Source organism: Mesorhizobium sp. M0296, assembly GCF_040321675.1.
In the GTDB taxonomy this organism is placed as follows: Bacteria; Pseudomonadota; Alphaproteobacteria; order Rhizobiales; family Rhizobiaceae; genus Mesorhizobium.
Map to the genome: position 1 here is coordinate 1 of NZ_JAMYRZ010000028.1, position 25,105 is coordinate 25,105.

A 25,105-nucleotide genomic window follows, 5' to 3' on the forward strand; every position below is an offset into this window, starting at 1 on the left:
CCCCCCCCGGGGGCGCGGCCCCGGCCGCACTACTACCGGCCCCCGCGCCGGCGGTTGCGCGCCCACCTCTCCCCCGCTTCGCGGTGGGCGAGGAACCCAGGTCTTGAGAGGTCGGCGCGCGACCCGTCTGTCGCCTTCGGCGACATCTCCCCCCACTTTGGGTCCCGCTTGGGGGGAGATCGGCAGTTTCGCTGTCGACCCTCGCTTCCTCGCTGGTCAAAATCCTCGCGGCTTGGCACAGTCGGGCAAAGAGGAGCCTGTTGATGCCGAAGACCGCCAATGCGACGAAACCAAAACCCTGGGCCGAGATGGCGACGCATCTGGTCGATGTCGCCATGGGCCGCAAGCCCGCCGATCTCGTCATCCGCAACGGGCGCTGGGTCAACGTCCATTCGGGCGAGATCATCGCCGGCACCGACATCGCCATTGCCGGCGGCCGCTTTGCCTATTGCGGCCCGAACGCCGGCCATGCCATCGGCCAGGGCACCAAGGTGGTCGATGCCGGCGGCCGCTATCTGGTGCCGGGGCTTTGCGACGCGCATATGCATGTCGAGAGCGGCATGGTGACGGTGACGGAATTCTGCCGCGCGGTGATCCCGCACGGCACCACCTCAATGTTCATCGATCCGCATGAGATCGCCAATGTGCTCGGCCTGCCGGGCGTGCGGCTGATGCATGACGAGGCCGTCGCCATGCCGGTCAACGTACTCGTGCAGATGCCGTCCTGCGTGCCTTCGGCACCGGGGCTGGAGCATGCCGGCGCCGAGCTGACCGTCGCCGACGTTGCCGAAGCGATGAGCTGGGAAAACATCATCGGGCTCGGCGAGGTGATGAATTTTCCCGGCGTCGCCGCCAACGATCCGGTGATGTCGGGCGAGATCGCCGCGACGGTGAGGGCCGGCAAGACGGTCGGCGGGCATTATGCCTCGCGCGATCTCGGCCTGCCGTTCCACGGCTATGTCGCCGGCGGCCCCGAGGACGATCACGAAGGCACGCGCGCCGAGGACGCCATCGCCCGCGTCCGCCAGGGCATGAAGGCAATGCTGCGGCTGGGCTCGGCCTGGTATGATGTGGCCTCGCAGATCAAGGCGGTGACGGAGAGCGGGCTCGACCCGCGCAACTTCATCCTGTGCACCGACGACAGTCATTCCGGCACGCTGGTGCACGAAGGCCATATGGACCGGGTCGTGCGCCACGCCATCAGCCAGGGTTTGAAGCCGGTGACGGCGATCCAGATGGCGACGCTCAACACCGCCCAGCATTTCCGGCTGGAGCGCGAGATCGGCTCGATCGCGCCGGGACGGCTCGCCGATCTGCTGATCGTCTCCGACCTCGCCGAAATGACCATCGACGAGGTCTATGGCCGCGGCGTCAGGCTGGCCAAGGGCGGCAAGCTCGAAATCGACATTCCGGCCTACAACTATCCGCGGACGGCGAAGAACACCGTCAAGCTCGGCAGGAAGCTCAAGGCCGGCGATTTCGACATCGCCGCACCCCTGGGCGCCAACGAGGTGCGGGTGCGGGTCATCGGCGTCATCGAGAATCAGGCGCCGACGCGGGCGCTGGAGGTCGATCTTGCCGTCGAGGACGGGCTGGTCGCCATGGACCGTCGCAACGATGTCTGCCAGATCGCGCTGGTCGAGCGCCACAAGGGCACCGGCGGCGTCACCAACGCCTTCGTCTCCGGCTTCGGCTATATCGGCGACTGCGCCATGGCCTCGAGCGTGGCGCATGATGCCCACCACATCATCGTCGTCGGCACCAACAAGCAGGACATGGCATTGGCGGTGAACCGGCTGGGCGAGGTCGGCGGCGGCGTCGTGCTGTTCTCCAAGGGCAAGGAGCTGGCGCTGGTCGAAATGCCGATCGCCGGGCTGATGTCCAACGAGCGGGCGGAAATCGTCGCCGCCAAGGCGGACCAACTCAGCGACGCCATGCGCCAGATGGGCTGCTCGCTCAACAACGCCTACATGCAGCACTCGTTGCTGGCGCTGGTCGTCATCCCCGAGCTCAGGATTTCCGACGTCGGCCTTATCGACGTGACGACTTTTCAGAAGGTTGATTTGTTCGTTTGAAGAATCACTGAACCCTGGAGGGACAGCGCCCCCCTCTGTCCTGCCGGACATCTCCCCCTCAAGGGGGGAGATTGGCAGTTTCGTCGACAGCGCGTTGTTCGTCAGAGTTGGAGATTGGCGAAAGCCGAAAGTGGCGGCCAATCTCCCCACTAGAGGGGGAGATGTCCGGCAGGACAGAGGGGGGTGCGAAGGATCGCTGCAGAGCGTTTTTGTTGACAGCTGCCAATCACCGGCGTGATTGGCAGCAGAGGTCGGCTCACCCGCCGGTGGCGATGGTCAGCACTTTGAACGGCGTGGTGATGACGATTTCGGCGACCGAACCGACGGCCTTGCCGAGGCCCTGGCCGAGATTGTCGAGCTGGGCCGGCGCGGTCTCTTCGGAGGCAAGGCCGGCCGGCGCGCGCAGGCGGTCGCCGAGCAGCTGCACCAGGAACGGGTTGTCGGCGAATTTGGCGTGGTTCAGCCGGTCGCCGCCCTTGGTCTTGGTCAGGTCGACCACCGAGACGCCATAGCTGGCGAGGTCGGCCGCGTCGCCATAATCGCCGACGCGTGGCTTGTCGCCAGAGATCAGGGTCGACAGCCTGAGCGCCCGGTCGTCGCCCGAAAGCAGCACGGCGAACGGCTTGTCGGGCTTGCCGTAGCGGATCATCTGCTTCTTGAACACGTCGACGTCGATGTCGGGTGAGGCCAGGATGACGTAGCCGAGCTTGCCGCCGAGGTCGCGGTCGCCGGTGATGGCAAGCTGGCGCAATGCTTCCATGGTCACCCAGGTCCCCATCGAATGGGCAATGATGTCGATGCTCTTGGCGCGGCTCTTGGCGAGCATGCGCAGCGTCGCTTCGAGATCGTCGCGCGCCGCATTGGCGCTTTCCTTGTCGTAGATGTAGCCGGTCGTCTTGCCGCTCGACGCCCACGAAAACAGCACCGGCGTTCCTGGGTATTTCGTGTCATGCGCGATCTGCGTCAGCCGGTAGATGCCGTCGTCGAAGCCGTTGTTGAAGCCGTGCACGAAAACCAGCGCGCGGTCGCCGCGCATGGCGATGTCGGCGCCGACCGCCTTGGCGAATTGCGGGGCGCCTTCGTAGAAGGTGACGCCGGTCGCCGTGAAATCCTTCGCCGGATTGCTGTTGGCCGAGCCCTTGACCCGCTCGATGGCGCCGAGCTGGTGGATTTTGGGCACCGTCACCTCGACGCTGGCAAAGCTGGTGGTCGGCGAACGGTCGCCGTCGAACACCTGCCGGGGCTCTTTCATTGCCTTTTGCCGGGTTGTGGCGACGAAGATCTTGTGCGTCGCCGCAATGTCCGAAGCAGGCACGATGATCGTCGTCTTGTTGAGCAGATCGTGCGTGTTCTGGCCGGCGCAGCCGGTAACCGCGAGCGCGAACGCAACGACGAGAAAGATCTTCGAAGGCACGATCACGCGGGCTCCCGCAAAGGCGACGTCGAGCCGGAGACGTCTTGGCCTATTCGATAGAGGCAGAGGCCGGCACGGTCCAGTTCAAACTGTTCCGATGGTGCGGCAATGGTCAACGGTCGCTGCCGCGCAATGCAGCTATTGTCCGACCGAGGCGATGCGGTCTGTCACTTCGCGGTCGCTGGCAAACCCGTCATCCTCGCGCAGCTTCTGGCCGATCAACTGCACCAATTCCGGATTATCGGCGAATTTGGTGTGGTTGAAGCGGTCGGTTCCCTTGACGCTGGAGAGATCGACGACCGACACGCCATAGCTGGCGAGGTCGGCGGCGTTCTTGTAGTCGCCGACGCGCGGCCGCGCACCTGCGATCAGGCCGGAGAGCCGCAGCGCCCGGTCGTCGTCGGAGAGCAGCAGGATGAACGGCTTGTCCGGCTTGCCGTAGCGGCGCATCTGGCTCTTGAACACGTCGACGTCGATGTCGGGCGAGGCCAGCACGACGTCGCCGAGCTTGCCGCCCAGATCACGGTCGCCGGTGATGGCGAGCTGGCGCAACGCCTCCATGGTAACCCAGGTCCCCAGCGAATGGGCGACGATGTCGATGCGCCGCGCGCCGGTCTGCGCCAGCATTCTCAGCGTCACTTCCAACTGGTCGCGGGCAACGCTGGCGCTTTCCTTGTCGTAGACGTAGTCGGTGGTCTTGGCGCCCGACGCCCAGGAAAACAGCACCGGCGTGCCCGGATAGCCGGAATCATGGGTGATCTGGGTGACGCGGTAGACGGCGTCGTCGAAGCCGGTGTTGTAGCCGTGGACGAAGACCATGACACGGCCGCCGCGCGCCGCGATGTCGGCACTGAGCGCGCTGGAGAATTTCGGCTGGGTGTCGTAGCCGACGACCTCGGAAGCCATGAAGTATTTGGCCGGATCGTCCGACTTGCCGCGTGAGCGCCGCTCGATCTGGCCTGTCTTGTGGATGCCGGGGACGGTGACGTTGACGCGGGCATAGTTCAGCGTCGCCGAGCGCTCGCCGTCGAAGACCTTGTTGGGATCGTCGGAGCGCTTGCGCGTCGTGGCGATGAAGATCGAGTGATTGCCGGCGATTTCCGTCACCGGCACCGCCATCATGGCGCTGCCGAGCAGTTCCTCGGTTTGGCGGCCGCCGCAGCCGGCGAGCAGCGCGGCAAGGACAATGATGCAAATCTTCTTCAAGGGCACTTAAGCAATTCCACTCCGGCCTGACCAAAGGCCCATCCACCTCCGCCGCACCTCCCGGACAGGCCAAGTGCGGCGGAAGTAAGTCGCAGGCGCCGAAATGCGCTCAGCGCCTCGCGACTGCCATCGCACTGTTGCGCGAAAGCCAGAACGGCGGCAGGAACGCCGGAATGTTGGAAAACGGCAGCACTTCCGGCTTCAGCCTTATGCCGAGCACGTCGGTCATGAAGGCGCGGCGCGCCTCGATGCGGCGCCAGGCTTCGGGATAGCGCGCGGCGATCTCTTCGCGCAGCGCCTCGTCGGCCAGCGCGATGCCGTCCTCGATGTTTGTGGTGAAATAATCGGTGCCGGTCGCCGGGATGATGTCGACCTGCAAGGCCATGCCCGACTTCAATCTGATGTCGGAGCTGGAAAATACCGGCGAATGCATCCATTCGTCGATATGGATGAGATGGCCGGGGTTAAGCGCTACGCCGAAGAACCGATCGCCGATGCGGTCGTGCACCGCTTGCCACAACGCGCCGCCGGGAACGCCGATGCCGACCGTCTCGTACCAGTCGACGACGGCGCAGAAATAGGGCGCGACCAGCTTCTCGACATAGTCCTGGATGCCCCTCGGAAGCTCGGCCGCGTCCTCGACCAGAAAACCGGCGCGGGCATTGAGCGAGCCCTGGATGCCATAGGCCATGGTGATCGGGTCGCCGCGCTTGATGATTTCGAGCCGCGGGCTCGGCAGGCCATAGGCCGCCCGCCTGCCGGCCGACAGCATCGGCTGGCAGCATTGCGGCAGGCCGTTGATACCCATCAGCCGCGCCGCCTGCAATTCGGTCATGCCGGGTTCGATGCCTTGCAGGACATTGCGCAGGCCTTGCGAGGAATAGGTCGCGGCGAATTCGAACGCGGCCAGCTGGTCGGCCTCGTTGATCGCGCGCAGGCCGTCGGCAGGGTTCATCAAAAGGTTCGCCGCGTTGACGATCACGCCCCTATCGCCGGCAAGGCTGCGCAACGTGTCGGCGATGAAGGACGGCAGGTCGAGCGTCGTTTCGCCAAAACCCGCATCGCCGGGGCCGAACGGCTTCCAGCCGATGGCGCCGATGCGCTGGCGGGCTTTCAGGCCGCAATCGACGAGGATGTCGGCCAGCGCTTGCAAGCGGTCGCGCGGCTGCGCCGGCAGCGAAAACGTCTGGTAGAGCACGCGCTCGTACGGCCCGTCGCAGATCTCGGCATAGCCCCAGCCCTCATTGCCGACCAGCAGTTTCGGCGGCTTACCGGGAACGATGACCAGCAGCGTCTCCTCGAAGCGCGGATCGTAGCCGCAGAGGTAGGCGACATTGGCCGCATGTTCGCGGTCGCCATAGACGACGAAGACATCGAACCGGCCAAGTGCGACCAGCGCCGCGATACGGGCCTCATAGGTGGCGCGCGTAACCAGCGGCATCACCGTCGGCTCGCCGAACTCCGGCAGCGACACGGTTTTCTGGGCAACCGATGCGACAGGCATGAGCAAACGCCCCCAAATGCTTACGTTGATTCCGGAAATGCCCCTTCGGGGCGGCCGGACAATGGCTTCACGAGGCCAGATATGCAATAGCGGGACCGAACTCGCGTAGCCTGTGGGGTGCTCGTGCCATGACCAGTTTCTCCTCTCGCGTCGCTGCTGCCGCTGCGGCGATCCGCGAGATCTTTCCGGAAACGCCGCTGCAGGAAAACGACTATCTGTCGAAGAAAACCGGCGCGCGGGTGCTGCTGAAGCGCGAGGACCTGACGCCGGTGCGCTCCTACAAGATCCGCGGCGCCTTCAACTTCTTCCGCAAGACGCTCGCCGCCGGCAATCAGGCCGAGCTGTTCGTCTGCGCCTCGGCCGGCAATCATGCGCAGGGCTTTGCCTTCGTCTGCCGCCATTTCGGCAAGAGGGGCGTCGTCTTCATGCCGGTGACCACGCCGCAGCAGAAGATCGACAAGACGCGGCTGTTCGGCGGCGAATTCGTCGAGATCAGGCTGGTCGGCGATTTCTTCGACGACTGCTACCGCGCCGCACTCGAATTCACCGAAACTGCCGGCGCACACATGGTGCCGCCGTTCGACCATAAGGACATCATCGAAGGGCAGGCGACCGTCGCCTACGAGATATCAGGCCAGATGCCCGGTGCGCGCATGGCTGATATCGTCATGCTGCCGGTCGGCGGCGGCGGCCTGGCCGCCGGCGTCACCCATTATTTCGCCGACCAGCAGCGAGAAACACGTTTCGTCTTTTGCGAGCCGGCCGGCGCCCCGAGCCTGAGCGAGAGCCTCGCCGCCGGAAAGCGGGTCAAGCTCGCCAAGGTCGACAATTTCGTCGACGGCGCGGCGGTGGCCGAGATCGGCCGCGAGCCGCTGCGCCACCTCAGGGAGTTTGCCGCCGACACCGTGCGGCTGATCCCGGAAAACCGGCTCTGCGCAACCATGATCGAAATGCTCAATGTCGAGGGCGTCGTGCTCGAGCCGGCCGGCGCGCTGGCGATCGATGCGCTCAAGGATTTTTCCAGGAAGGAAATCAGGGGCAAGACCATCGTCGCCGTGGTGTCGGGCGGCAATTTCGATTTCGAGCGGCTGCCGGATGTGAAGGAACGGGCGCTGCGCTTCGAGGGCTTGAAGAAATACTTCATCATCCGCTTTCCGCAACGGCCCGGCGCGCTGCGCGATTTCCTCGAATTGCTGGGTCCCGACGACGACATCGCCCGCTTCGAATATCTGAAGAAATCGGCGCGCAATTTCGGTTCGGTGCTGATCGGTATCGAAACCAAGGACCGCCGCAATTTCGACCTGCTCAAGGCGAATTTCGACGCCGAGAGCGTCCATTACCAGGACATCACAGACAACGAGACGCTCGCCGGGTTCATCATATGAGCAGCAACGATCTTCCGAACGCTCCGGCGAACGTTTTTATCGCGCTGTTTTCCGGCATCAATGTCGGCGGCAACCGCATCGTCAAGATGGCGGAACTCAGGTCATTTTTCGAGCAGCTCGGCTTCTCCGATGTCGCCACCTATGTGCAGAGCGGCAACGCCGTGTTCCGGTCGCCAGATGGCGATGCGGCGACGCTGACCAAGCGGTTGGAAGCGGAATTCGAGAAGAAATGGGGGTTCCATTCACGCATCATGGTGCGCGATCTCGGCTGGCTCGAGCGGCTGGCGGCGGACAATCCCTATCCGGAAGTGGCCGGCGAGCCGACCAAGCTGCATGCCTATGCGCTGGAGCGCCGGCCGACCGCCGAGGAGGTCGCCCGGCTGGCGGAAAAATGCACCGGGCCCGAACGCTTCGAGATCAAGGGCGACGTGCTCTACCTGCATGCGCCTGACGGGCTCGGCAAATCGGTGTTTGCCAATCTCATTCCGCGCGTTCTGAAGGTGCCGGGCACGGCGCGCAATTGGCGCACCGTGCTGATGCTGCTGGACATGGCCCAGGCCGGCGGTTGACAGGTCGTCTACGCGGCCGGAGCGCGTTTCCAGTCGAATGCCAGCTCTTCACGGAAGGCGAAGCGCTTGATGTGCTCGGCGACGACCGTTTCCAGGCGCTCGAGCGAGCCGGCTTCATCGGTCGTCACTGCAATGTGCAGCGCAGCCGGGTCGGCATCGAGAACCGTGCGGCCGAGCGTCAGATCGATGGTGCCGTCGTTCGGGTCGAATTCGACGGGAAACTTGTGCGCCCAATGTTTGCACAGCTGCTGCAGATAGCGGCTGGCATGTTCGGTGGCGACGTCGACATGGCTGGCCGGCATGAATGAATTCTCCTTGGGAATGCTGACGCGAAAACCGAACCAGGGCCCGCCTGCGTCCGTTCAAGATGGCGTGATCGGTTACCAGCTGCCGGTGTTCGGCATCGAGGCCCACGGTTCGGCCTTGGGCTTGGCCGGGCCTTTCTGCAAAAGCTCGATCGAGATGCCGTCCGGCGATTTGACGAACGCCATGTTGCCGTCGCGCGGCGGCCGGTTGATGGTAACGCCATTGTCCATCAGCCGCTGACAGGTGGCGTAGATGTCGTCGACCTCATAGGCGAGATGGCCGAAATTGCGGCCGCCCTTGTAGTCTTCCGGGTCCCAATTGTAGGTCAGCTCGACCAGCGGCGCTTTCTCGCTGATGCCGCTTTGCTCGTCTTCGGGGGCGGCGAGGAAGATCAGCGTGTAGCGGCCTTGCTCGTTTTCATGGCGGCGCACTTCCTTGAGGCCAAGCTTGTTGCAGTAGAAATCGAGCGAAGCATCGATGTCGGCGACGCGGACCATGGTGTGCAGATAGCGCATGATTTCCTCCTTATGTTGCGTTGCGGCGCAACATAGGGGTGGCCCGGCCAAAGGGCAATTGGCCACGTTTGCCGGCGCCGGCAAACGGCAAATCCGCTATTCCTGTACGGAACCGTGAAAAAAGGCACGTCAGGTCTTGCACACACCGGAAGCCGCGGTGTTAATCTGATACCAAGAATCAGTTGCGGTGTTTGTTGAAAAAAGGGGGCGTTCTTATGGGGGAAAAGGCCTCTTTCATGGGGCGGGACGGGGCCGGTAACGATGCGTTGAAGCGGGATGAGAGCGCCGATACGGCCGATCTCGTCGAAATCGCCGGCGCCATCAAATGGTTCGACGTGGCCAAGGGCTACGGTTTCATCCTTCCCGATGATGGTACTTCGGGCGACATCCTCCTCCATGTGACATGCCTTCGAAAGGACGGTTTTCAGACCGCCCTGGAAGGCGCCCGTGTCGTCTGCCTGGTCAAGCAGGGCGAGCGCGGGCTGCAGGCCTTCCGCGTGCTCTCGATGGATGTCACCACGGCGGTGCATCCGGCGGAGATGCAGGAGCAGCGCACTCATGTCGCGGTGACGCCGGAAAGCGGCCTCGAACGGGCGCTGGTAAAATGGTTCAACCGCACCAAGGGGTTCGGCTTTCTGACCCGGGGCGAGGGCACCGAGGACATTTTCGTCCACATGGAGACGCTGCGCCGCTACGGCATCACCGAACTCCGGCCGGGCCAGGTGGTGCTGGTCCGCTTCGGGCGCGGCGACAAAGGCCTTATGGCTGCCGAAATTCACCCCGATATGGGTACCTTGCCGGTCTCGCATTAGTTCCGGCCGAGGATTTCATATGGCTCACAGGAACCGGCTGACGGCGGGCGCGCTCTGCGCCGGGATTTTCCTCATCGTCGCCGCAAGCGCCTTCTTCTATTTTCAGCAACCGAGTTCCGCCGACGGCAAGGCGATGATCCTTCCCGTCGACCCGGCGCCGCTGGTCGCGGTGACGAAGGCCGGCGAGCGTTCTTTTTCCGTGGAAATCGCCGACACGCCCGCCGAGCGCGAAGCCGGCCTGATGTTCCGCCGCCACATGGCCGACAATCACGGCATGCTGTTCGTGTTCGGCGCGCCGCAGGATGTGAGTTTCTGGATGAAGAACACGCCGATGCCGCTCGACCTGATCTTCGTCGGCCAGGACGGCCGGATCCGGGCGATCAGGCAAGGCGAGCCGCAGTCGGAGGCGATCATCTCGCCGGACGAACCGGTGCGCTTCGTGCTCGAGCTCAAGGCGGGCACGGCCGCCAAAAAGGGCATTGAGGACGGCGACCTGCTGCGCCATCCGGCCATCGGCACGGCGCCGGGGCCGGCCATGCCGCCGCCCGACAAGGGCGATGCGCCGAATGTCGATTCCGACTGAACGGGCAGGATCTTCGGCCGATGCAGTTCTTCTCCCATGACGGTTTCGACCTTGCTTTCCTTGACCGCCAGCCGGCATCGGGGCAGGGCGATCCGGTGCTGATGATCCACGGCTTTGCCTCGAGCCACTACGTCAACTGGGTGTCGCCCGGCTGGTTCAAGACGCTGAACGATGCCGGCTACCGTGCCATCGCCTTCGACAATCGCGGCCATGGCTCGTCGTCGAAGAGCTATGACGAAGCCGACTACACGCCGGCAAAAATGGCGTCGGACGCGGCAGCGCTTTTGAACCATCTCGGCATCGAACGCGCTCATGTCATGGGTTACTCGATGGGCGCGCGCATATCGGCCTTCCTGGCGCTCTCCGACCCGGACAAGGTGGCGACGCTGGTCTTCGGCGGTCTCGGCATCGGCATGGTCGACGGCGTCGGCGACTGGGATCCGATAGCCGACGCCCTTCTGGCCGACGATCCGGCAGGCACCAGCGATCCGCGCGGCCGCTCGTTCCGCGCCTTCGCCGATCAGACCCGCAGCGATCGCCGGGCGCTCGCTGCCTGCATCGCCACCTCCCGCGAATTGCTGAGCGAGGCCGATCTTGCCCGCATTGCCCAGCCGACGCTGATCGCCGTCGGCACCAAGGACGACATCGGCGGCTCGCCGGATGAGCTCGCCGCCTTGATGCCGAGCGCCAGGGCGTTTCACATCGAAGGTCGCGACCACATGCTGGCGGTCGGCGACAAGACCTTCAAGCAGCGCGTGCTGGAGTTTTATGCCGAGCATCGGTTTTGACGGATGGCTCCCCAAAAGCGGCCATTGGGCCTGAAGCTGGGGTTCTTAGCGGTTTTGCAACGATACCGGGGTAACTAAGCGTGACGCGTGGATCGGTTCAAACCCGCCACGCGCTGAACGAGGGGCAGAGGGTACGATGGCACAATGGGGAAGAAGCGACGCCGCTTTGCTGGGCGTCGTTGCGAAAAGCAGGTTCGGCGAATGGTCCGTTGTTCTAGCGCTGGCTGCATTGGTGGCAGGCGCGATGGCGATCACCGCGTTGATGGCAATGCCGAGCGACGCGTCCGTGCTTATCCAGCACAGTGTGACAGGCTTCTTCATGGCGGTATTTTTCCTGGTCGGGCCATTGGCGCATCTTACCGGCGCGGTCTTCGGGCTGATGGCGCTGGGTCGTCCAAACGACAATCGTTTGCTCGGCCTGGCTGGCATCGTGGTCAACGGCGCGTCGCTTGCCGCCGGGGTGTTTATGCTGTGGGCCATGGCATCGACCATAGGCGCGTTTACGTGATTTCGGGCAAATCTTCCGGACGCAAGTGGCCGACGCGTCGGGCTACGATCGGCGCGGGCTGTGCCCCAACGCCCTGAGCGAGCGCGCCATGTTATGCCGGGCCTGGGTTTCGAAGCGCCGGCGGAATTCCTCGCTGTGGAAGATATGCGGACGCGCGAGGAAGCCCTCTAGCACTGCGGCACGGCCGGCCCGCCACATCGGCTCATCGACCCACTGATATTCGCGGCGGACCGCCTGCTCGTAGGCGTCGAACACGTCGGGCGCAGCACCCAGGATCGCCAGGTCCATGTCGAGGAACAGCGCCGCGTCGCGAACCGAATGCTGGTCGCCAAGGGGCGGCAATTCGTGGCCGGCGGTGGCAGTGATCATCGCCGCGATGTGGCCGAGGCGTTGTGCATCGGCGCGACCGGCGAGCTTTTCCTCGGCAAGTGCGGCACTCCTCGCCTCATTGTCCTTGGCGCGGCTGTCGTAGATCGCGTCGTGAAACCAGATCGCTGCCTCGACTGCTTCAGGATCATGCAACAACGCCTTGTAATCATTGGCCAGCGCCAGCGTCGCCTCGATGTGGCCAAGGTCATGGTAGTGGCGGTCTTCGGCCTCATAGAGCGCGGAAAGCTCGCGCTTCAGGGTCTCGTCCATCAAGGTTGCGTTTTCCATGGCTGCTTGAAATTCCGCCAACCAAATCCATTTCACGAAGCACTAAGGAAAATTGAGTTCACCCGTGCTATGATCTGGCTTATAGGTGCGGCCGGAGAATAGGCAAGCCGCCAACCGAGACATTGGATGGCCGAGACATTGGATGGCCGGAGACATCAGATGAACAGCGTTACGATTTCCCGTCCCACCAGGGTGCAGCCGGTAGATCCGATCTGGCGTTCGATCCGCGACGAAGCGATGGAAGCGGTCAACCGCGATCCGCTGCTGGCGGCGTTCCTCTATTCGACCATCCTCAATCAGGAAAACCTGGAAGAAGCGGTCATTCACCGGCTGGCCGAGCGCCTCGCCCATCAGGACATCGGCTCCGACCTCATCCGCCAGACGTTCAAGGCGATGGCGGCCGACGACAAGGACTGGTCGACGACGGTGCGCGTCGATATCCAGGCCTATTACGACCGTGATCCGGCCTGCGACCGCTTCCTCATGCCGGTGCTCTACTTCAAGGGTTTTCACGCCATCCAGACGCACCGGCTGGCGCATTGGCTGTGGAACCAGGGCCGCCAGGACTTCGCGCTGTATTTGCAGAGCCGGTCGTCCTCGGTGTTCCAGACCGACATCAATCCGGCTGCCCGCATCGGCAAGGGCATCTTCCTCGACCACGCCACCGGCCTCGTCGTCGGCCAGACGGCGGTGATCGAGGACGACGTGTCGATCCTGCACGGCGTGACGCTGGGCGGCACCGGCAAGGCCGGCGGCGACCGCCATCCCAAGATCCGCTACGGCGTGCTGATCGGCGCCGGCGCCAAGATCCTCGGCAACATCGAGATCGGCCATTGCTCGAAGATCGCGGCCGGCTCGGTGGTGCTGTCGCCGGTACCGCACAACAAGACGGTTGCCGGCGTGCCGGCCCGCGTCGTCGGCGAGACCGGCTGCGACCAGCCTTCGCGGCAGATGGACCAGCTGTTGCCATCGCAGACGATGGACCACGTCGTCAGCTTCGACATCTGAGTGCTCGGGCAGGGGCTGAATTCCTGCCCCCCATGCCGGCTTGCCTTTACATGGCCATTGTCGACGTGCCAGAAGCGCGCTCACCAATGCATGTCGCCCAAAGTGCCCAGCGGTTTTTGGGATAGCGACATGCATGAAGCAAGATTTAAAGCGCGTCGCATCGTCTCTTCAGACGCGACGCACTTTAGCAAGCGACGATCGGAGAAGACTGTTGAAGCCGGACGAAATCAGAAAGCTGGACGCCTATTTCAAGCGCACCTTCCAGAACCCTAAACTCGAAGTGAAGGCGCGGCCGCGTAAGGAAGATTCGGCCGAGGTCTATGTCGGCGACGAGTTCCTCGGCATCGTCTTCAAGGACGAGGACGATGGGGACTATAATTTCTCGATGGCGATCCTCGACATCGATCTGGCCTGAGCTGGGAGTTTAGCTGGCCGCTACGCCTCAAGTGCTGCGGCGGTACGGAACCTTGCAGGACGCCGGTGGGACAGCGCCCCCCTCTGGCCTGCCGGCCATCTCCCCCACCTGGGGGAGATTGGCAGCCTCGGCGCTGCACTCTTACTGCAACATTGGAGATTGGCGAAAGCCAAGATGACGGCCGATCTCCGCCCTCGTGGGGGAGATGTCCGGCAGGACAGAGAGGGGCGCGAAGGATCGCTACGGAACGGCTCGTTTCGTTGCTTACCGCCCGGTCTTCAGCACACGCGCTGCTTCGGCAGAAATCGCCGCGTCGAGCCCCTGCCAGTCGCCCAGGAATTCCCGGGGGAAGCGGTAGGTAAGGCTGAGATTGTCGCCGACCAGGATGTCGCGCTCGCAGGGCGCCAGCGATTCGTCCGAGCTCGGGCCGCTCAGGCAGCGTGCGACGAACGGATCCTTTCCGGGGCGATCGGCGACCGCCAGCACTTCGTTGAGATAGCCTGATTTTTCGCTGAAGGCGTAAAGCGTGGTGCCGCCAGGGCCGGGCGTACCCGGCCTGGCGATCAGCGCGCTGTAGATCGGCGCGAAGCGGCCGCTCATGTCGCGCGACATCATCTGCGGCTCGAACGACAGGAAGACGATGTCCTTGCTGGGTCCGGTGTGGTTGAAGTCGTTGCGGGCAGCCTCGCTGTAGCCGTCCATCTCGGGATAGCGCAGATAGAGGTCGAGTCGCGAGGCGATGCCGTCGCGCCGGGCCTGGGCAAAGCGGATGACATTGGCCGGCACGGCGATGACGTTGTTGCCGATGACGACCTTGTGGACCGTGGTTTCGTCGGTGTACCCGGCCATGGCGATCGAGCGGCCGAACCATTTGCCGCCGAGGCTGATCGCCACCGAAAGCAGCGCCAGCGTCGCGAATGCATAAAACACCCGCCTCATCAGCGTCGAATCGACGACGCTGAGTTGCGGGCCCTCAGTGGCGGCTGCCTGCTTCATCGCGACCCTCGTTTGCCGTCCCATCGGGTGTACCTGAACGGCACATCTCGGCGCGGCACGGCTCTTGCTTCGCAGCTTTGCGGGCGACTGTGCGATTTCATGGTAAACGGAGGGTAAAGATGGGCCCGGTCGAACAAATCATATTCAGTTTTATGGCTGGGCTGACGGCTTGCGGCCTGGCCGGATCGGCGATGGAGCTGATCGCCGGCCGCAGGCTTGCCTTCGTCCAGCCCTATGTATCGTCGAAGCACATGCTGCGCTCACTCGCCGCGACGGCTTGCGCCGGGCCGCTGATGTTCGCCAACGAGGCGCTGGACGCCTGGCGCGAGCGTCGCATCTCGGTGCTGGGGCTGATCTCCTGCGGCTGTACGGCGACCATCTGGGCGCTGGCGCTGGGGATGGTGGTGATCGCCATTGCGTCCTGGGCGGCTTCGCTTCTAGGGTCTGGCAGCTTGTCGGTGTGAGACGATCTGGAGACAGCAATGCCGATCTACGCGATTGACGGAAAAGCGCCCGCCTTCGAGGACGCCGACAGCAACTGGATCGCGCCCGATGCCACGCTGATCGGCAATATCAGGATTGGCCGCAATGCCGGCTTCTGGTTCGGCGTCGTCGTCCGCGGCGACGACGAGCCGATCGTCGTCGGCGCCGACACAAACGTGCAGGAGCACACAATCATGCACACCGACGCCGGCTTTCCACTGACCGTCGGCCAAGGCTGCACGATCGGCCACCGTGCCTTGCTGCACGGATGCACGATCGGCGACAACAGCCTGATCGGCATGGGCGCCATCGTGCTGAATGGGGCGAAGATCGGCAACAACTCGCTGGTCGGTGCCGGCGCGCTGGTCACCGAAGGCAAGCAATTTCCCGACAATTCGCTGATCGTCGGTTCGCCCGCGCGCGTCGTCAGGATGCTCGACGAGGCCGCAGTCGCCAGGCTGCGCGCCTCGGCCGCGCATTATGTGGCAAACGGCAGGCGGTTCAGGGCGGGGCTGAGGAAGGTCTAGCCGACCCGTAAATGGCGAAGCCGGGCCTTGAGATACCGAAGCATAACCCCTTCCAAGTCAAACCGGCTGGGCGGTCGGCCGGAACAAGATCTCGTTGATATCGACGTCGTCGGGCTCGTTGATCGCGAAGGCGACCGTTCGGGCAAACGTATCTGGCCCCACGGCGATCTTGCTCACGAAGTCCCTGGTCCCCTGCTGGATATCCTTCTCGCTGATATGCTCGAGCAACTCTGTGCTGACAGCGCCCGGCGAGATCACCGTGGTGCGGATATTGTAGGGTTTCACCTCTTTCCGCAGACCCTCGGATAGCGCACGCACCGCGAACTTGGTGGCGCAATAGACCGCCGCACCCGGGTCGACCACATGGCCGTATACGGACGAGACATTGATAATGTGCCCCGATCGCTGCTCCTTCATGTACGGAAGCGCGGCCGCGATGCCGTAAAGGACGCCCTTGATGTTGACGTCGATCATCCGGTCCCATTCGTCGACCTTGAGCCGTTCGAGCGGGGCCAACGGCATGAGGCCCGCATTGTTGAGCATCACGTCGATGCGGCCGAATTCCCGGACCGCCGTGTTCACCAGGTTCTGGACCTGGCCGGCGTCGGTGACGTCCGTAGTAACGGCCTTGGCTTTGTGCCCAGCGGCGGTCAGTTCCTGGACAAGGGCGTCGATGCGGTGTGACCGCCGTGCACCCAGGACCACGGAAGCGCCTCGTGCGGCAAGATGGCGTGCCGTCGCTTCACCGAGGCCACTGCTGGCACCGGTGATGACGACGACCTTGTTCTCGATTCCTTCGGACATGAGATTCTCCTTGACAAGAATTGAAAGAGTTCAGGTGCGGGGGCCGGCCGAGGCGGCGAGCAAGGCCGATCCCGTGAGCAGGACGGCGGCGAGAAGGAAGGCGCTCCACCAGCCGGCCACGTCGAACAGCAGGCCTCCTGCAATAGCGCCGCCTGCGATCGCGAACTGGATCAGGGCGACCTGGAGTCCGCCCCCGGCCTCCAGGTCTTCAGGGATGAGCGTGCTCATCCAGGTGTTCCACGCCACCGGGATCGGGGTAGCGAACAGTCCCCAAAGAACCAGCAGGCCGGCCGTGGCGCGTGCAAACGGTCCAAAGGCAATCAGCAGTAGAGCGAAGACCGCGAGTGCACTCGGCAGCCCGATCAGCACGGCTGTGAGGTGCCGCCGGAGTATGAAGCCGACAATCGACAGTCCCGCCACGCCACCGAGGCCGACGCCCAATAGAGCCAGTGAGAGGGTGTTGACCTCAAGGCCCGTCACGTTTTCCAGAAACGGCCGCAGATAGATCGAGAGCGCGTTCTGCCCGATGAAAGCGAGCCCGGTCGCGCCCATGCCGATGGCGAATCTGCGATTCCGCAGCAGGCCGAACATGCTCGACACCGAGGCGATCTCTATCGGCGGCATCTTCGGGAGAACGGCCAACTGCCACACGAGCGCCGCAAGGCCGATGGGGACAGTGACGAAAAACGTTCCCCGCCATCCGATCAGCGATCCGAGGAAGCTGCCGACGGGCGCGGCGATCACCAATGCGAAGGCAGTGCCACCCTGGAGCAAGGCAATGGCCTTGGGCAGGTCGGGTCCCGCGGCCAGGCGGGCCAGAATGGCCGTCGACAGTGACCAGAAACCGCCGATCGCGATGCCCACCAGCGCCCGCCCGGCCAGGAAGACCAGGAAGTTGGGAGCAAGCGCCACCGCCAGGCTCGATGCGGCCAGCACTGCCGTATAGACCAGAACCACCGTCCGTCGATCGACGTTTCGCAACAGCGAGTTGCCGAAGAGGCTGGTAACCACGGCGAAGAATCCGGATACCGCGATTGCCTGGCCTGCCTGACCCTCGGAGACGGCCAGATCCTGAGCGATCGGGGTGAGCAGGCTCACCGGGAGGAACTCCAGACCGACCAGAAGGAAGGTCAGCAGCGACAGGCAGACCACCGCAGACCATGGGGTCGTCCCGCTGTCAGCAGCAGTGGCCTCGTCCAGCACGAAATCGATGGTCATAAGGCAGTCTCCTGTCCGTTCCCGAACTAAGTAGTCGGGCTGGCCAAATGCGACTAGCGGGTATAATTTTGATGTGGTTGTGAATGAGGCTCATCAATGCCACGAGACGAGTTCGCCGAAATGCGCGCGTTCCTGGAGATCACCCGGACGCGGAGCTTCACCCGAGCAGCCGCCAAGCTCGGGGTCACTCCTTCGGCCCTTAGCCACACCATCAAGTCGCTGGAGTCGCGGCTTGGCGTCCGTCTTCTGTCTCGCACCACGCGCGACGTGGCCCCGACGGCGGCCGGTCAACGCCTCAAGGAAGGCATCGAACCGCATTTCGAAGGCATCGCGGCTGAGGTCAGCGCTCTCGGCGTCCTTCGCGACAGGCCGTCCGGCAACATTCGCCTGGTGTGCACCGATGATTCGGTCGACATTGTCTTCCGCGCCCGGCTGCCAAAGTTCCTGAGCGACTTCCCCGATATCAATGTCGAGTTGGTGGTCGACAACGCCTTCACCAACATCGTCGAGCGCCAGTTCGATGCCGGCGTGCGTCTGGGCGAGTCCATTGCCCGGGATATGGTAGCCGTGCGCATCGGAGCCGACGTGACCTACACTGTGGTCGGCTCACCCCATTACTTCGCCCACCGGACACCGCCGGAGACGCCGCAGGAGCTGACCGACCATAACTGCATCAACTACCGGCTGCCGACGTCAGGATCGGTCTATGCCTGGGAATTGCGGGAAGGAGCGCGCGAGTTCAATGCTCGGGTCGAGGGACAACTGACGCTTAACAACATGGGGCCGGCGATCCAGGCCGCGCTTGACGGAGTGGGCTTGGCCTATCTGCCGCGCGAACTCGTCCTTCCTCACATTGAGAGTGGCCTTCTCCAGGAAGTCCTGACCAAATGGTGCCCAACGTTCCAGGGTTACCACCTGTACTATCCAAGCCGGCGCCATCCCTCTCCGGCGTTTTCCGCCTTTGTCGACGCGTTCCGTATCAGGGGCAAGTAACAGCGTTTCGACGGCAAACGGCAGCTCGTATCCCACAAACGATCGTGAGACAGCTTGGATGACGAAGCGCAGTTGGAGGCAAAGCCGAGATAACTGTAACCGGCGCTTCTCATCGACTAAACTTGGCAGCCAAAGCCACCAGAAAAAAGAGAGTTAAGACAGCGATTGCCGCTCCCACCCGCAGCTCGCTGATACCGAACATATGCCGCATAAGTTCGGCGGTGACAGCAAAAAGGCAAAGTGTAAGTAAAGCAACTGCGAAGGCGATCGCGCGAACCAGCCGCCGGAAAATCAGAAGATCTGAGCTTCGCAGAACGAGTCCAGTTTTTGACCGAATGGAGCCTGTTCTCCACGCAGACACGAGTTCACGAACGCAGTAGAATGTGGCCGAGGAGAGAACCACAAAAAGGATACTGCTTCCCACTGTGTCGCTTAGGATCGCGGTCTCTGATGTCACTGGCATCATGAGAACTGCTTGGCTCTAGAGTTTCGTGGAAGATAGCCGCTGTCTGTCCGGATGTCCGAAACGCTCCCCAAAAATGGTGGAGCCGGCCCGGGGACGGGGCCGGCTCCTTAAACCCGGTCGTTGGGGACGGGGAGGGTGGGGACTCGACCGGGTTTCTCCTAAAGCGCGAAGTCATGCGACGCACTTAACCTCTGTTTTATGCATGTCGTTATCCCAAAACCGCTACGCGCTTTTGGGCGACATGCCTTGGCGTCCTCAGCGGACGCTGGCGACCGCGTCGGAGCGGCCGTCGTTGATCGTCACCCAGGCGCCGGAATTCCGCTCGGACTGGCGCTTCAGGTAGGTGTAGCCGGTATTGGTCCAGGACAGCACCTTGGGCTGGAGATTGTCGAGGATGAACTCGCCAAGGCTGGTGCGCACGGTCAGCACCGCATGGCCGTCGCCATTGCGCTGGCGCACCACCGTCATCAGCAGATCGCCGGCCGGCACGCCGATGCTCATCAGCTCGCGGCGCTTTTCCAGCGCATAGTCCTCGCAGTCGCCGAAGCCGCTATTGGGAAAGGACCAGACTTCCTCCTTGCCCCACATTTCCATGTCGGTGCGCGGCGCGACCCTGCTGTTGACCGAATTGTTGATCTTGACGATCGTCGCCCACAGCTTGCGGGTCAGCTCGACGGGTGCCCGGCCAGGCGTTCTCTGATTGCATTCCTGCGGAAGCTGCTGGCACATTTCGTAGTGTCCGACCGGCTGCGTGGTGCGGCCGCCGGTGTGCATGAAGGCCGGCTCCGCCGCGTTTACAGTCCCCCAACCGAAAAGCTGCATCGCTATTGCCGCCAGCAACAGCTTGCCCCTCATCCTGTTCATTATTCAGTCTCCCCGTTTGAGGAGACAATGACACGGCTGGATTTATTTGACGCAAAAGCGCGAAGTAGACATTAAGTAAAACGCCAATAGAATAAACATAAAATTTGACGCAATTGAATATAGAATTGTTTAAGGATTCCAGCCGGGCATGTTCCCATGCTTCGTCGCACCGTTCGAACAACTGGGATGGCGGGACAGAGGGGGCGCGAAGGATCGCCAGCCTCTCTTCCCGATAGTGCTAACGCTTCCGCGTCAGCCGCGCGATGAGCTGAATTCGGTATCGAGCGTTTCCGGCCGCTGGATGACGGCGAACTCTATGGCGACGCCATCTTCGAAATGCCGCACTATCTGGCCGCGCATGGTGCCCAGCGTCACCTGGACGCCGATGGCCGGCTTGACGTCGATCTCGATCGCCGCGCCCGACAGCGACAGGTCGATGATGCGGCACTGGTACTGGCGTCCGTCGGCAAGCTGCAGCACGCTCGTCGGGTTGCGCGGCGCAACGCGTTCATGGCGGCGGTCCTCCGGCAGGTCGAGCTCGTGCTTGTTGGCAAGCCAGGTCAGTTGCGCGGCGAGCTTGTCCCTCTTGCGGTCCGACGCGATGACGGTCATCGCAAAGCCATCCTGCAGGGTGCGGGTGATGACGCCTTCGATGCGGCCGATGTGATCGATATAGGCAATGACCTTTTCGCCCGCCAGGCCGGCGCGCTCGGTGCGCAGCGCGACGTTGCCGGGCGACATGTCGACCACCTGGCAGGGATGTTCGGTGCGGTCTTCCAGCATGAAGCGTCCGTAAATTTTCACGCGGACGCGCTGAAAGTTACGCCTTTCAGCTTGGGACGGCGCATGGTCGACCGCCGCTGACCTCATCACTGCCATACCCCGTTCGCCATTCCGCGCATGGATGCGGGGAATTTCAGCGGAAAACTACAACAAAGCAGGTTAACAAAGGGGAAAGCCCGGCGCTGTTGCTTTAAGCTTTGGGCATCATTCCTCGCGTCCGCCGTCGAAGACGACCAGGTGACGGATGCGGCGGGCCTGGCCGAGCGCCGAAATCGTCTCGGGCGGGTCGAATTCCGATGGGGCGAGCGAGGGAACCTCGATCGCCGGACGGTTCCCCGGGAACATCGGCTCCTTGTCGGGATCGACGACGCGGATCGAATCGATCAAGGCGTCGAGAACCGGGTCGGCGCCCAGCCAGAAGGGCTTTTCGACGGCGCTTATCACGCCGAGGCAGCGCGGGCTCTCGACACCGCCGTCGAGCGGCAGCGCGAGCAGCTCGAACCTGTTGGAACGGCCGCTGCGGCTGAAACCTTCATAGGTGATGAGCACCACCGATTTCAGGTCGAAGACGCCATCGGTCAGCTTCGAGATCAGCCGCTGGTCCTTCTCGCGCCACAGCGAAGGGAATGAAAACCCCTTGAGTTCGCGGCCATAGACCGCGCAGAGCCTGGTGCCGGCGAGCCGGAACACCGCTTCGCCGCGCGTGTCCTTTTCCAGGATGAACGTGTCGGCCAGCAGCGACTTGATGTCGGCGGGTTCGACTTCCGAGCGCTTCGGGGCAGGGCGTCCGTCACGCAACCGGTTCCAATAATGGAACAGCGTGATCGATCCGGTCTGGTTCATGCTAATGCTGCTCCGCGCATTCTGTCTTCTGATGTCCCATCGGTGAACAGAAGGGCGCCCTCCGAAGACCTACATGCGTTGCCGAGCAGGATGCGTGCCAGCATCGTTAATACTTGTTCACGGGTCGGGGCGGTTAAGGTTAACAACTGGTTTACGTTGCGCGCCGGCCAGGCCTGTGGCACACCAAAACCACTCCAGACGCGGTCGTTTTGCGACGATCGGCAGCACTTCAGTCAAGAGTTCAGGGGGAGCAAGGGGGCTCGACCAGCCGTTCAAGGGAAACCTTGGACGGCTTCTTTTTTGATTCGGGGCTGCTGATTCGCCGTTTGTGATTCGGTTGGCCGTGATCTACATGCTCGCCAAGTCCAATCCAGCGACTGAGTGCAAGCCATATGAGCGACCCAGAAAGCCCACCGGAGATCGAGCAGGGCGAGAGCGGGCCTGTCGCCCGCGAACCGGAGCGCCGCGAACCGGTGTTCAACCTGCCGCCCGTGGTGCTGGCGGTGATCGGCATCTGCGTCGCGGTCCATCTGATCCGGGTCTATTGGCTGACCGACGACCAGGATTTCGAACTGCTTGTCCGGGCTGCCTTTGTCCCCATCCGCTATTCGGGCCGCTTCGATCTGGATTTCTTCGCGTTTTCGAGCCCCTTTACCTATGCCTTCCTGCATGGCGGCTTTGCCCATCTTGCCATCAACATGGTGTGGCTCGCGGCCTTCGGCTCACCGTTGGCCAACCGCTTCGGCGCGCTGCGCTTCAGCCTGTTCTTCGCCGCGACTGGACTGGCGGCGGTGGCGCTGTTCTGGGCCATGCACCCGCTTGGCGAGGCGCCGCTGGTCGGCGCCTCCGGCGCGATTTCCGGCATGATGGGCGCGGCGGCACGCTACGGCTTCCGCATCGACCGATCGTCGGGCAAGGCCGCCTTCGCCGGCCAGCCTTTGCCGATGGCGGCGGTGCTGCGCTCGCGCGGCGTCGTCACCTTTCTCGCCATGTGGATGGTGATCAACCTCGCGACCGGCCTCTTCGGCCTGGCGCCTGGCATTGACGGCCAGATCGCCTGGGAAGCCCATATTGGCGGCTTTCTTGCCGGCTTTTTCGGCCTGCGGTTTTTTGATCGGCGAGAGCAGGTGCCCCGGCAGGCGGACGAGCCGGAGACCTGAGACGGCCGCACTTGAAATGCAACCGTTCGCGGCGCACCATGCTCATCCCAGGGCAAGCCGGCCAGGGCAGGAGCCGGCAGGAAATGCAGAGGAGGACGCCATGACTGTTAAGGCAATTCTCGAGGCAAAAGGCCACGACGTGGTGACGCTCGGGCCGAACGAAAAGCTCAGCGAAGCCATCCGCATGCTTTCCGAACACAGGATCGGCGCGCTGGTCATCACCAACGGCGATCACAAGATCGTCGGCATTCTTTCCGAGCGCGATGTGGTGCGGGTTCTCGCCAAGGAGGGGGCGGCGGCGCTCGACCTTGCCGTCCGCTCGGCGATGACGCCCAAGGTGAAGATCTGCAATGAGAACCACACCGTCAACGAGGTTATGGAGATCATGACCAAGGGCCGCTTCCGCCATCTGCCGGTGGAAAAGAACGGGCTGCTCGACGGCATCGTGTCGATCGGCGACGTGGTCAAGCGGCGCATCGAGGATGTCGAGCGCGAGGCCGAGGAGATCAGGGCCTATATCGCCACGGCATAGGTGACGGCGGCCGGGTTGCCGGCAGGTCGATTTTTCAAGCTGCTATCGCAGTTCATCGCGGCAGGTGCGGGCCTGTGCCGCGTCGGCGGCCTGCGGCTTTGCGCTTGTCTCTTTTGGCGGTTTGCACTAGCGAAGTTGCACAGCAAAATATGCGTTCTGGCATATCCGCAATTTCAGTATGCAGGCCCTTATGAGCATTATCGACACCCGCACGCCCGACGCCAAGCGCCTGGTTCCCGGCGCCACCGGCGACTGGGAGATCATCATCGGCCTCGAGGTCCACGCGCAGGTGACCTCGCAGGCAAAGCTGTTTTCCGGCGCCTCGACCATTTTCGGCGCCGCGCCCAACGCCAATGTCAGCCTGGTCGACGCGGCGATGCCCGGCATGCTGCCGGTCATCAACGAGGAATGCGTCAAGCAGGCGATCCGCACCGGGCTGGGCCTGAAGGCCGAGATCAACCACAAATCGGTCTTCGACAGGAAAAACTATTTCTATCCCGACCTGCCGCAGGGCTACCAGATCTCGCAGTTCAAGCAGCCGATCGTCGGCGAGGGGAAGGTGATCGTCTCGGTCGGCCCGGACCGGCAGGGCGAATTCGAGGACATCGAGGTCGGCATCGAGCGCCTGCACCTGGAGCAGGACGCCGGCAAGTCGATGCACGACCAGCATGCGACGATGTCCTATGTCGATCTCAACCGCTCCGGCGTGGCGCTGATGGAGATCGTCTCCAAGCCGGATATGCGCTCCGCCGATGAAGCCAAGGCCTGTGTCACCAAGCTGCGCACCATCGTGCGCTACCTCGGCACGTGCGACGGCAATATGGACGAAGGCTCGCTGCGCGCCGACGTCAACGTCTCGGTGCGCCGGCCCGGCGGCGAATTCGGCACGCGCTGCGAGATCAAGAACGTCAACTCCATCCGTTTCATCGGCCAGGCCATCGACTACGAGGCGCGCCGCCAGATCGCCATCCTGGAGGACGGCGGCAAGATCGACCAGGAAACGCGGCTGTTCGACCCCAACAAGGGCGAAACGCGCTCGATGCGTTCCAAGGAAGAAGCGCACGACTACCGCTATTTCCCCGATCCCGACCTTCTGCCGCTGGAATTCGACCAGGCCTATATCGACGAGTTGGCAAAGGACCTGCCGGAACTTCCCGACGCGAAAAAGGCGCGGCTGATCACCTCGCTCGGCCTGTCGACCTACGACGCCTCGATCCTGGTATCGGAAAAGGCGGTCGCCGACTATTTCGAGAAGGTGGCCGCTGGTCGCGATGGCAAGCTTGCCGCCAACTGGGTCATCAACGATTTGCTGGGTGCGTTGAACAGAGCCGGCAAGAGTATTGAAAATGCTCCGGTTTCGCCCGATCAGCTCGGCGCGGTCATCGATCTGATCAAGGAAGGCACCATCTCCGGCAAGATCGCCAAGGATCTGTTCGAGATCGTCTGGAACGAGGGCGGCGATCCGCGTCAGCTGGTCGAAAGCCGCGGCATGAAGCAGGTCACCGATACCGGCGCCATCGAAAAGGCGGTTGACGAGGTGATCGCGGCCAACCCGGACAAGGTCGAACAGGCGCGCGCCAAGCCGACCATGGCCGGCTGGTTCGTCGGCCAGGTGATGAAGGCGACCGGCGGCAAGGCCAACCCGCAGGCGGTCAACGAGCTGGTCAAGGCCAGGCTCGGGATCGAGTAGG

Annotated in this window: 27 protein-coding genes; 15 read left to right on the top strand and 12 right to left on the bottom strand. The window is 63.3% G+C overall.

Features of this window, described 5'->3' with window-relative positions:
• Positions 1–263: 263 nt before the first annotated feature.
• Positions 264–2,075: an adenine deaminase gene (ade, locus tag NKI97_RS23745; RefSeq protein ID WP_352836888.1), complete on the top strand. Its 1,812-nt coding sequence runs from the start codon at positions 264–266 to the stop codon at positions 2,073–2,075.
• A 256-nt stretch (positions 2,076–2,331) separates the two neighbouring features.
• Here the strand turns inward: ade and NKI97_RS23750 are convergent, their stop codons facing one another.
• The 3 genes from NKI97_RS23750 to NKI97_RS23760 all read right to left on the bottom strand — a co-directional run bounded on the left by NKI97_RS23750 (position 2,332) and on the right by NKI97_RS23760 (position 6,199).
• Positions 2,332–3,495, bottom strand: coding sequence for an alpha/beta hydrolase (locus NKI97_RS23750; RefSeq protein ID WP_352637012.1), 1,164 nt, complete (start codon positions 3,493–3,495; stop codon positions 2,332–2,334).
• A 132-nt stretch (positions 3,496–3,627) separates the two neighbouring features.
• Positions 3,628–4,701 carry an alpha/beta hydrolase gene (locus tag NKI97_RS23755; RefSeq protein ID WP_352836891.1) on the bottom strand — a complete coding sequence of 358 codons (1,074 nt, stop codon included), beginning with the start codon at positions 4,699–4,701 and terminating at the stop codon, positions 3,628–3,630.
• A 103-nt stretch (positions 4,702–4,804) separates the two neighbouring features.
• Positions 4,805–6,199 carry a hypothetical protein gene (locus NKI97_RS23760; protein WP_352836894.1) on the bottom strand — a complete coding sequence of 465 codons (1,395 nt, stop codon included), beginning with the start codon at positions 6,197–6,199 and terminating at the stop codon, positions 4,805–4,807.
• Positions 6,200–6,327: 128 nt separating this feature from the next.
• Here NKI97_RS23760 and ilvA point away from each other — a divergent pair, with 128 nt between their 5' ends.
• Together ilvA and NKI97_RS23770 are read left to right on the top strand one after the other, a co-directional pair.
• Positions 6,328–7,584: a threonine ammonia-lyase IlvA gene (gene ilvA, locus NKI97_RS23765; protein WP_352836897.1), complete on the top strand. Its 1,257-nt coding sequence runs from the start codon at positions 6,328–6,330 to the stop codon at positions 7,582–7,584.
• Entirely contained in the window at positions 7,581–8,153 is a 573-nt protein-coding gene (locus tag NKI97_RS23770) for a DUF1697 domain-containing protein (RefSeq protein ID WP_352836899.1), read from the top strand. Before ilvA ends, NKI97_RS23770 begins: the two co-directional genes overlap by 4 nt.
• 8 nt (positions 8,154–8,161) lie before the next feature.
• On the opposite strand, the gene NKI97_RS23775 is transcribed toward NKI97_RS23770, so the two are convergent.
• Together NKI97_RS23775 and gloA are read right to left on the bottom strand one after the other, a co-directional pair.
• Positions 8,162–8,455, bottom strand: coding sequence for a DUF2218 domain-containing protein (locus NKI97_RS23775; protein WP_352836901.1), 294 nt, complete (start codon positions 8,453–8,455; stop codon positions 8,162–8,164).
• 78 nt (positions 8,456–8,533) lie between these two features.
• Positions 8,534–8,974, bottom strand: coding sequence for a lactoylglutathione lyase (gloA, locus tag NKI97_RS23780; RefSeq protein ID WP_023674793.1), 441 nt, complete (start codon positions 8,972–8,974; stop codon positions 8,534–8,536).
• 215 nt (positions 8,975–9,189) lie between these two features.
• Between gloA and NKI97_RS23785 the strand changes: the two genes are divergently transcribed.
• From NKI97_RS23785 to NKI97_RS23800, 4 genes are all read left to right on the top strand, one after another.
• The gene (locus NKI97_RS23785) at positions 9,190–9,786 is read left to right on the top strand and encodes a cold-shock protein (RefSeq protein WP_502893739.1); all 597 of its coding nucleotides are present in this window, start codon (positions 9,190–9,192) and stop codon (positions 9,784–9,786) included.
• Positions 9,787–9,805: 19 nt separating this feature from the next.
• Entirely contained in the window at positions 9,806–10,369 is a 564-nt protein-coding gene (locus tag NKI97_RS23790) for a DUF192 domain-containing protein (protein WP_352451115.1), read from the top strand.
• A 20-nt stretch (positions 10,370–10,389) separates the two neighbouring features.
• On the top strand, positions 10,390–11,157 hold the full coding sequence (locus NKI97_RS23795; protein WP_352836904.1) for an alpha/beta fold hydrolase: 768 nt from the start codon (positions 10,390–10,392) through the stop codon (positions 11,155–11,157).
• Positions 11,158–11,293: 136 nt separating this feature from the next.
• Positions 11,294–11,665: a hypothetical protein gene (locus tag NKI97_RS23800; protein ID WP_352472741.1), complete on the top strand. Its 372-nt coding sequence runs from the start codon at positions 11,294–11,296 to the stop codon at positions 11,663–11,665.
• Positions 11,666–11,707: 42 nt separating this feature from the next.
• On the opposite strand, the gene NKI97_RS23805 is transcribed toward NKI97_RS23800, so the two are convergent.
• Positions 11,708–12,322, bottom strand: a complete 615-nt coding sequence (locus NKI97_RS23805; protein WP_352451112.1) for an HD domain-containing protein — start codon at positions 12,320–12,322, stop codon at positions 11,708–11,710.
• 159 nt (positions 12,323–12,481) lie between these two features.
• Between NKI97_RS23805 and cysE the strand changes: the two genes are divergently transcribed.
• Complete coding sequence (cysE, locus tag NKI97_RS23810) at positions 12,482–13,330, top strand: serine O-acetyltransferase (protein WP_352836907.1); 849 nt, start codon at positions 12,482–12,484, stop codon at positions 13,328–13,330.
• A 211-nt stretch (positions 13,331–13,541) separates the two neighbouring features.
• Complete coding sequence (locus tag NKI97_RS23815) at positions 13,542–13,745, top strand: DUF3126 family protein (protein ID WP_023674799.1); 204 nt, start codon at positions 13,542–13,544, stop codon at positions 13,743–13,745.
• 264 nt (positions 13,746–14,009) lie between these two features.
• Here the strand turns inward: NKI97_RS23815 and NKI97_RS23820 are convergent, their stop codons facing one another.
• Positions 14,010–14,741, bottom strand: coding sequence for a hypothetical protein (locus NKI97_RS23820; RefSeq protein WP_352451111.1), 732 nt, complete (start codon positions 14,739–14,741; stop codon positions 14,010–14,012).
• 119 nt (positions 14,742–14,860) lie between these two features.
• On the opposite strand from NKI97_RS23820, the gene NKI97_RS23825 reads away from it, so the two are divergent.
• Both NKI97_RS23825 and NKI97_RS23830 read left to right on the top strand, forming a co-directional pair.
• Entirely contained in the window at positions 14,861–15,205 is a 345-nt protein-coding gene (locus NKI97_RS23825) for a DUF6949 family protein (RefSeq protein ID WP_254817711.1), read from the top strand.
• An 18-nt stretch (positions 15,206–15,223) separates the two neighbouring features.
• On the top strand, positions 15,224–15,751 hold the full coding sequence (locus NKI97_RS23830) for a gamma carbonic anhydrase family protein (RefSeq protein WP_352772653.1): 528 nt from the start codon (positions 15,224–15,226) through the stop codon (positions 15,749–15,751).
• 57 nt (positions 15,752–15,808) lie between these two features.
• Here NKI97_RS23830 and NKI97_RS23835 read toward each other — a convergent pair whose 3' ends face one another.
• Both NKI97_RS23835 and NKI97_RS23840 read right to left on the bottom strand, forming a co-directional pair.
• Positions 15,809–16,555 (bottom strand): SDR family oxidoreductase, encoded by a 747-nt coding sequence (locus tag NKI97_RS23835; protein ID WP_352541386.1) that lies wholly within the window; start codon positions 16,553–16,555, stop codon positions 15,809–15,811.
• A 30-nt stretch (positions 16,556–16,585) separates the two neighbouring features.
• A complete protein-coding gene (locus NKI97_RS23840) occupies positions 16,586–17,773 on the bottom strand; it encodes an MFS transporter (protein ID WP_352683360.1) in 1,188 nt (395 codons plus the stop codon).
• A gap of 96 nt (positions 17,774–17,869) precedes the next feature.
• Between NKI97_RS23840 and NKI97_RS23845 the strand changes: the two genes are divergently transcribed.
• Positions 17,870–18,766 carry a LysR family transcriptional regulator gene (locus NKI97_RS23845; RefSeq protein WP_352541384.1) on the top strand — a complete coding sequence of 299 codons (897 nt, stop codon included), beginning with the start codon at positions 17,870–17,872 and terminating at the stop codon, positions 18,764–18,766.
• Between the two features lie 721 nt (positions 18,767–19,487).
• On the opposite strand, the gene NKI97_RS23850 is transcribed toward NKI97_RS23845, so the two are convergent.
• The 3 genes from NKI97_RS23850 to NKI97_RS23860 all read right to left on the bottom strand — a co-directional run bounded on the left by NKI97_RS23850 (position 19,488) and on the right by NKI97_RS23860 (position 21,722).
• Entirely contained in the window at positions 19,488–20,087 is a 600-nt protein-coding gene (locus NKI97_RS23850; RefSeq protein ID WP_352836918.1) for a transglutaminase-like cysteine peptidase, read from the bottom strand.
• Positions 20,088–20,348: 261 nt separating this feature from the next.
• Positions 20,349–20,966, bottom strand: a complete 618-nt coding sequence (locus NKI97_RS23855; RefSeq protein ID WP_352541383.1) for a PilZ domain-containing protein — start codon at positions 20,964–20,966, stop codon at positions 20,349–20,351.
• A 117-nt stretch (positions 20,967–21,083) separates the two neighbouring features.
• Positions 21,084–21,722 carry a PAS domain-containing protein gene (locus NKI97_RS23860; protein WP_023674809.1) on the bottom strand — a complete coding sequence of 213 codons (639 nt, stop codon included), beginning with the start codon at positions 21,720–21,722 and terminating at the stop codon, positions 21,084–21,086.
• 392 nt (positions 21,723–22,114) lie between these two features.
• On the opposite strand from NKI97_RS23860, the gene NKI97_RS23865 reads away from it, so the two are divergent.
• The 3 genes from NKI97_RS23865 (at position 22,115) to gatB (ending at position 25,104) form a co-directional block, all read left to right on the top strand.
• A complete protein-coding gene (locus NKI97_RS23865) occupies positions 22,115–22,882 on the top strand; it encodes a rhomboid family intramembrane serine protease (RefSeq protein ID WP_352614202.1) in 768 nt (255 codons plus the stop codon).
• A gap of 100 nt (positions 22,883–22,982) precedes the next feature.
• Complete coding sequence (locus tag NKI97_RS23870; RefSeq protein WP_023674810.1) at positions 22,983–23,414, top strand: CBS domain-containing protein; 432 nt, start codon at positions 22,983–22,985, stop codon at positions 23,412–23,414.
• Between the two features lie 190 nt (positions 23,415–23,604).
• Positions 23,605–25,104, top strand: coding sequence for an Asp-tRNA(Asn)/Glu-tRNA(Gln) amidotransferase subunit GatB (gatB, locus tag NKI97_RS23875; RefSeq protein ID WP_352836911.1), 1,500 nt, complete (start codon positions 23,605–23,607; stop codon positions 25,102–25,104).
• The last annotated feature ends 1 nt before the right edge of the window (position 25,105 follow it).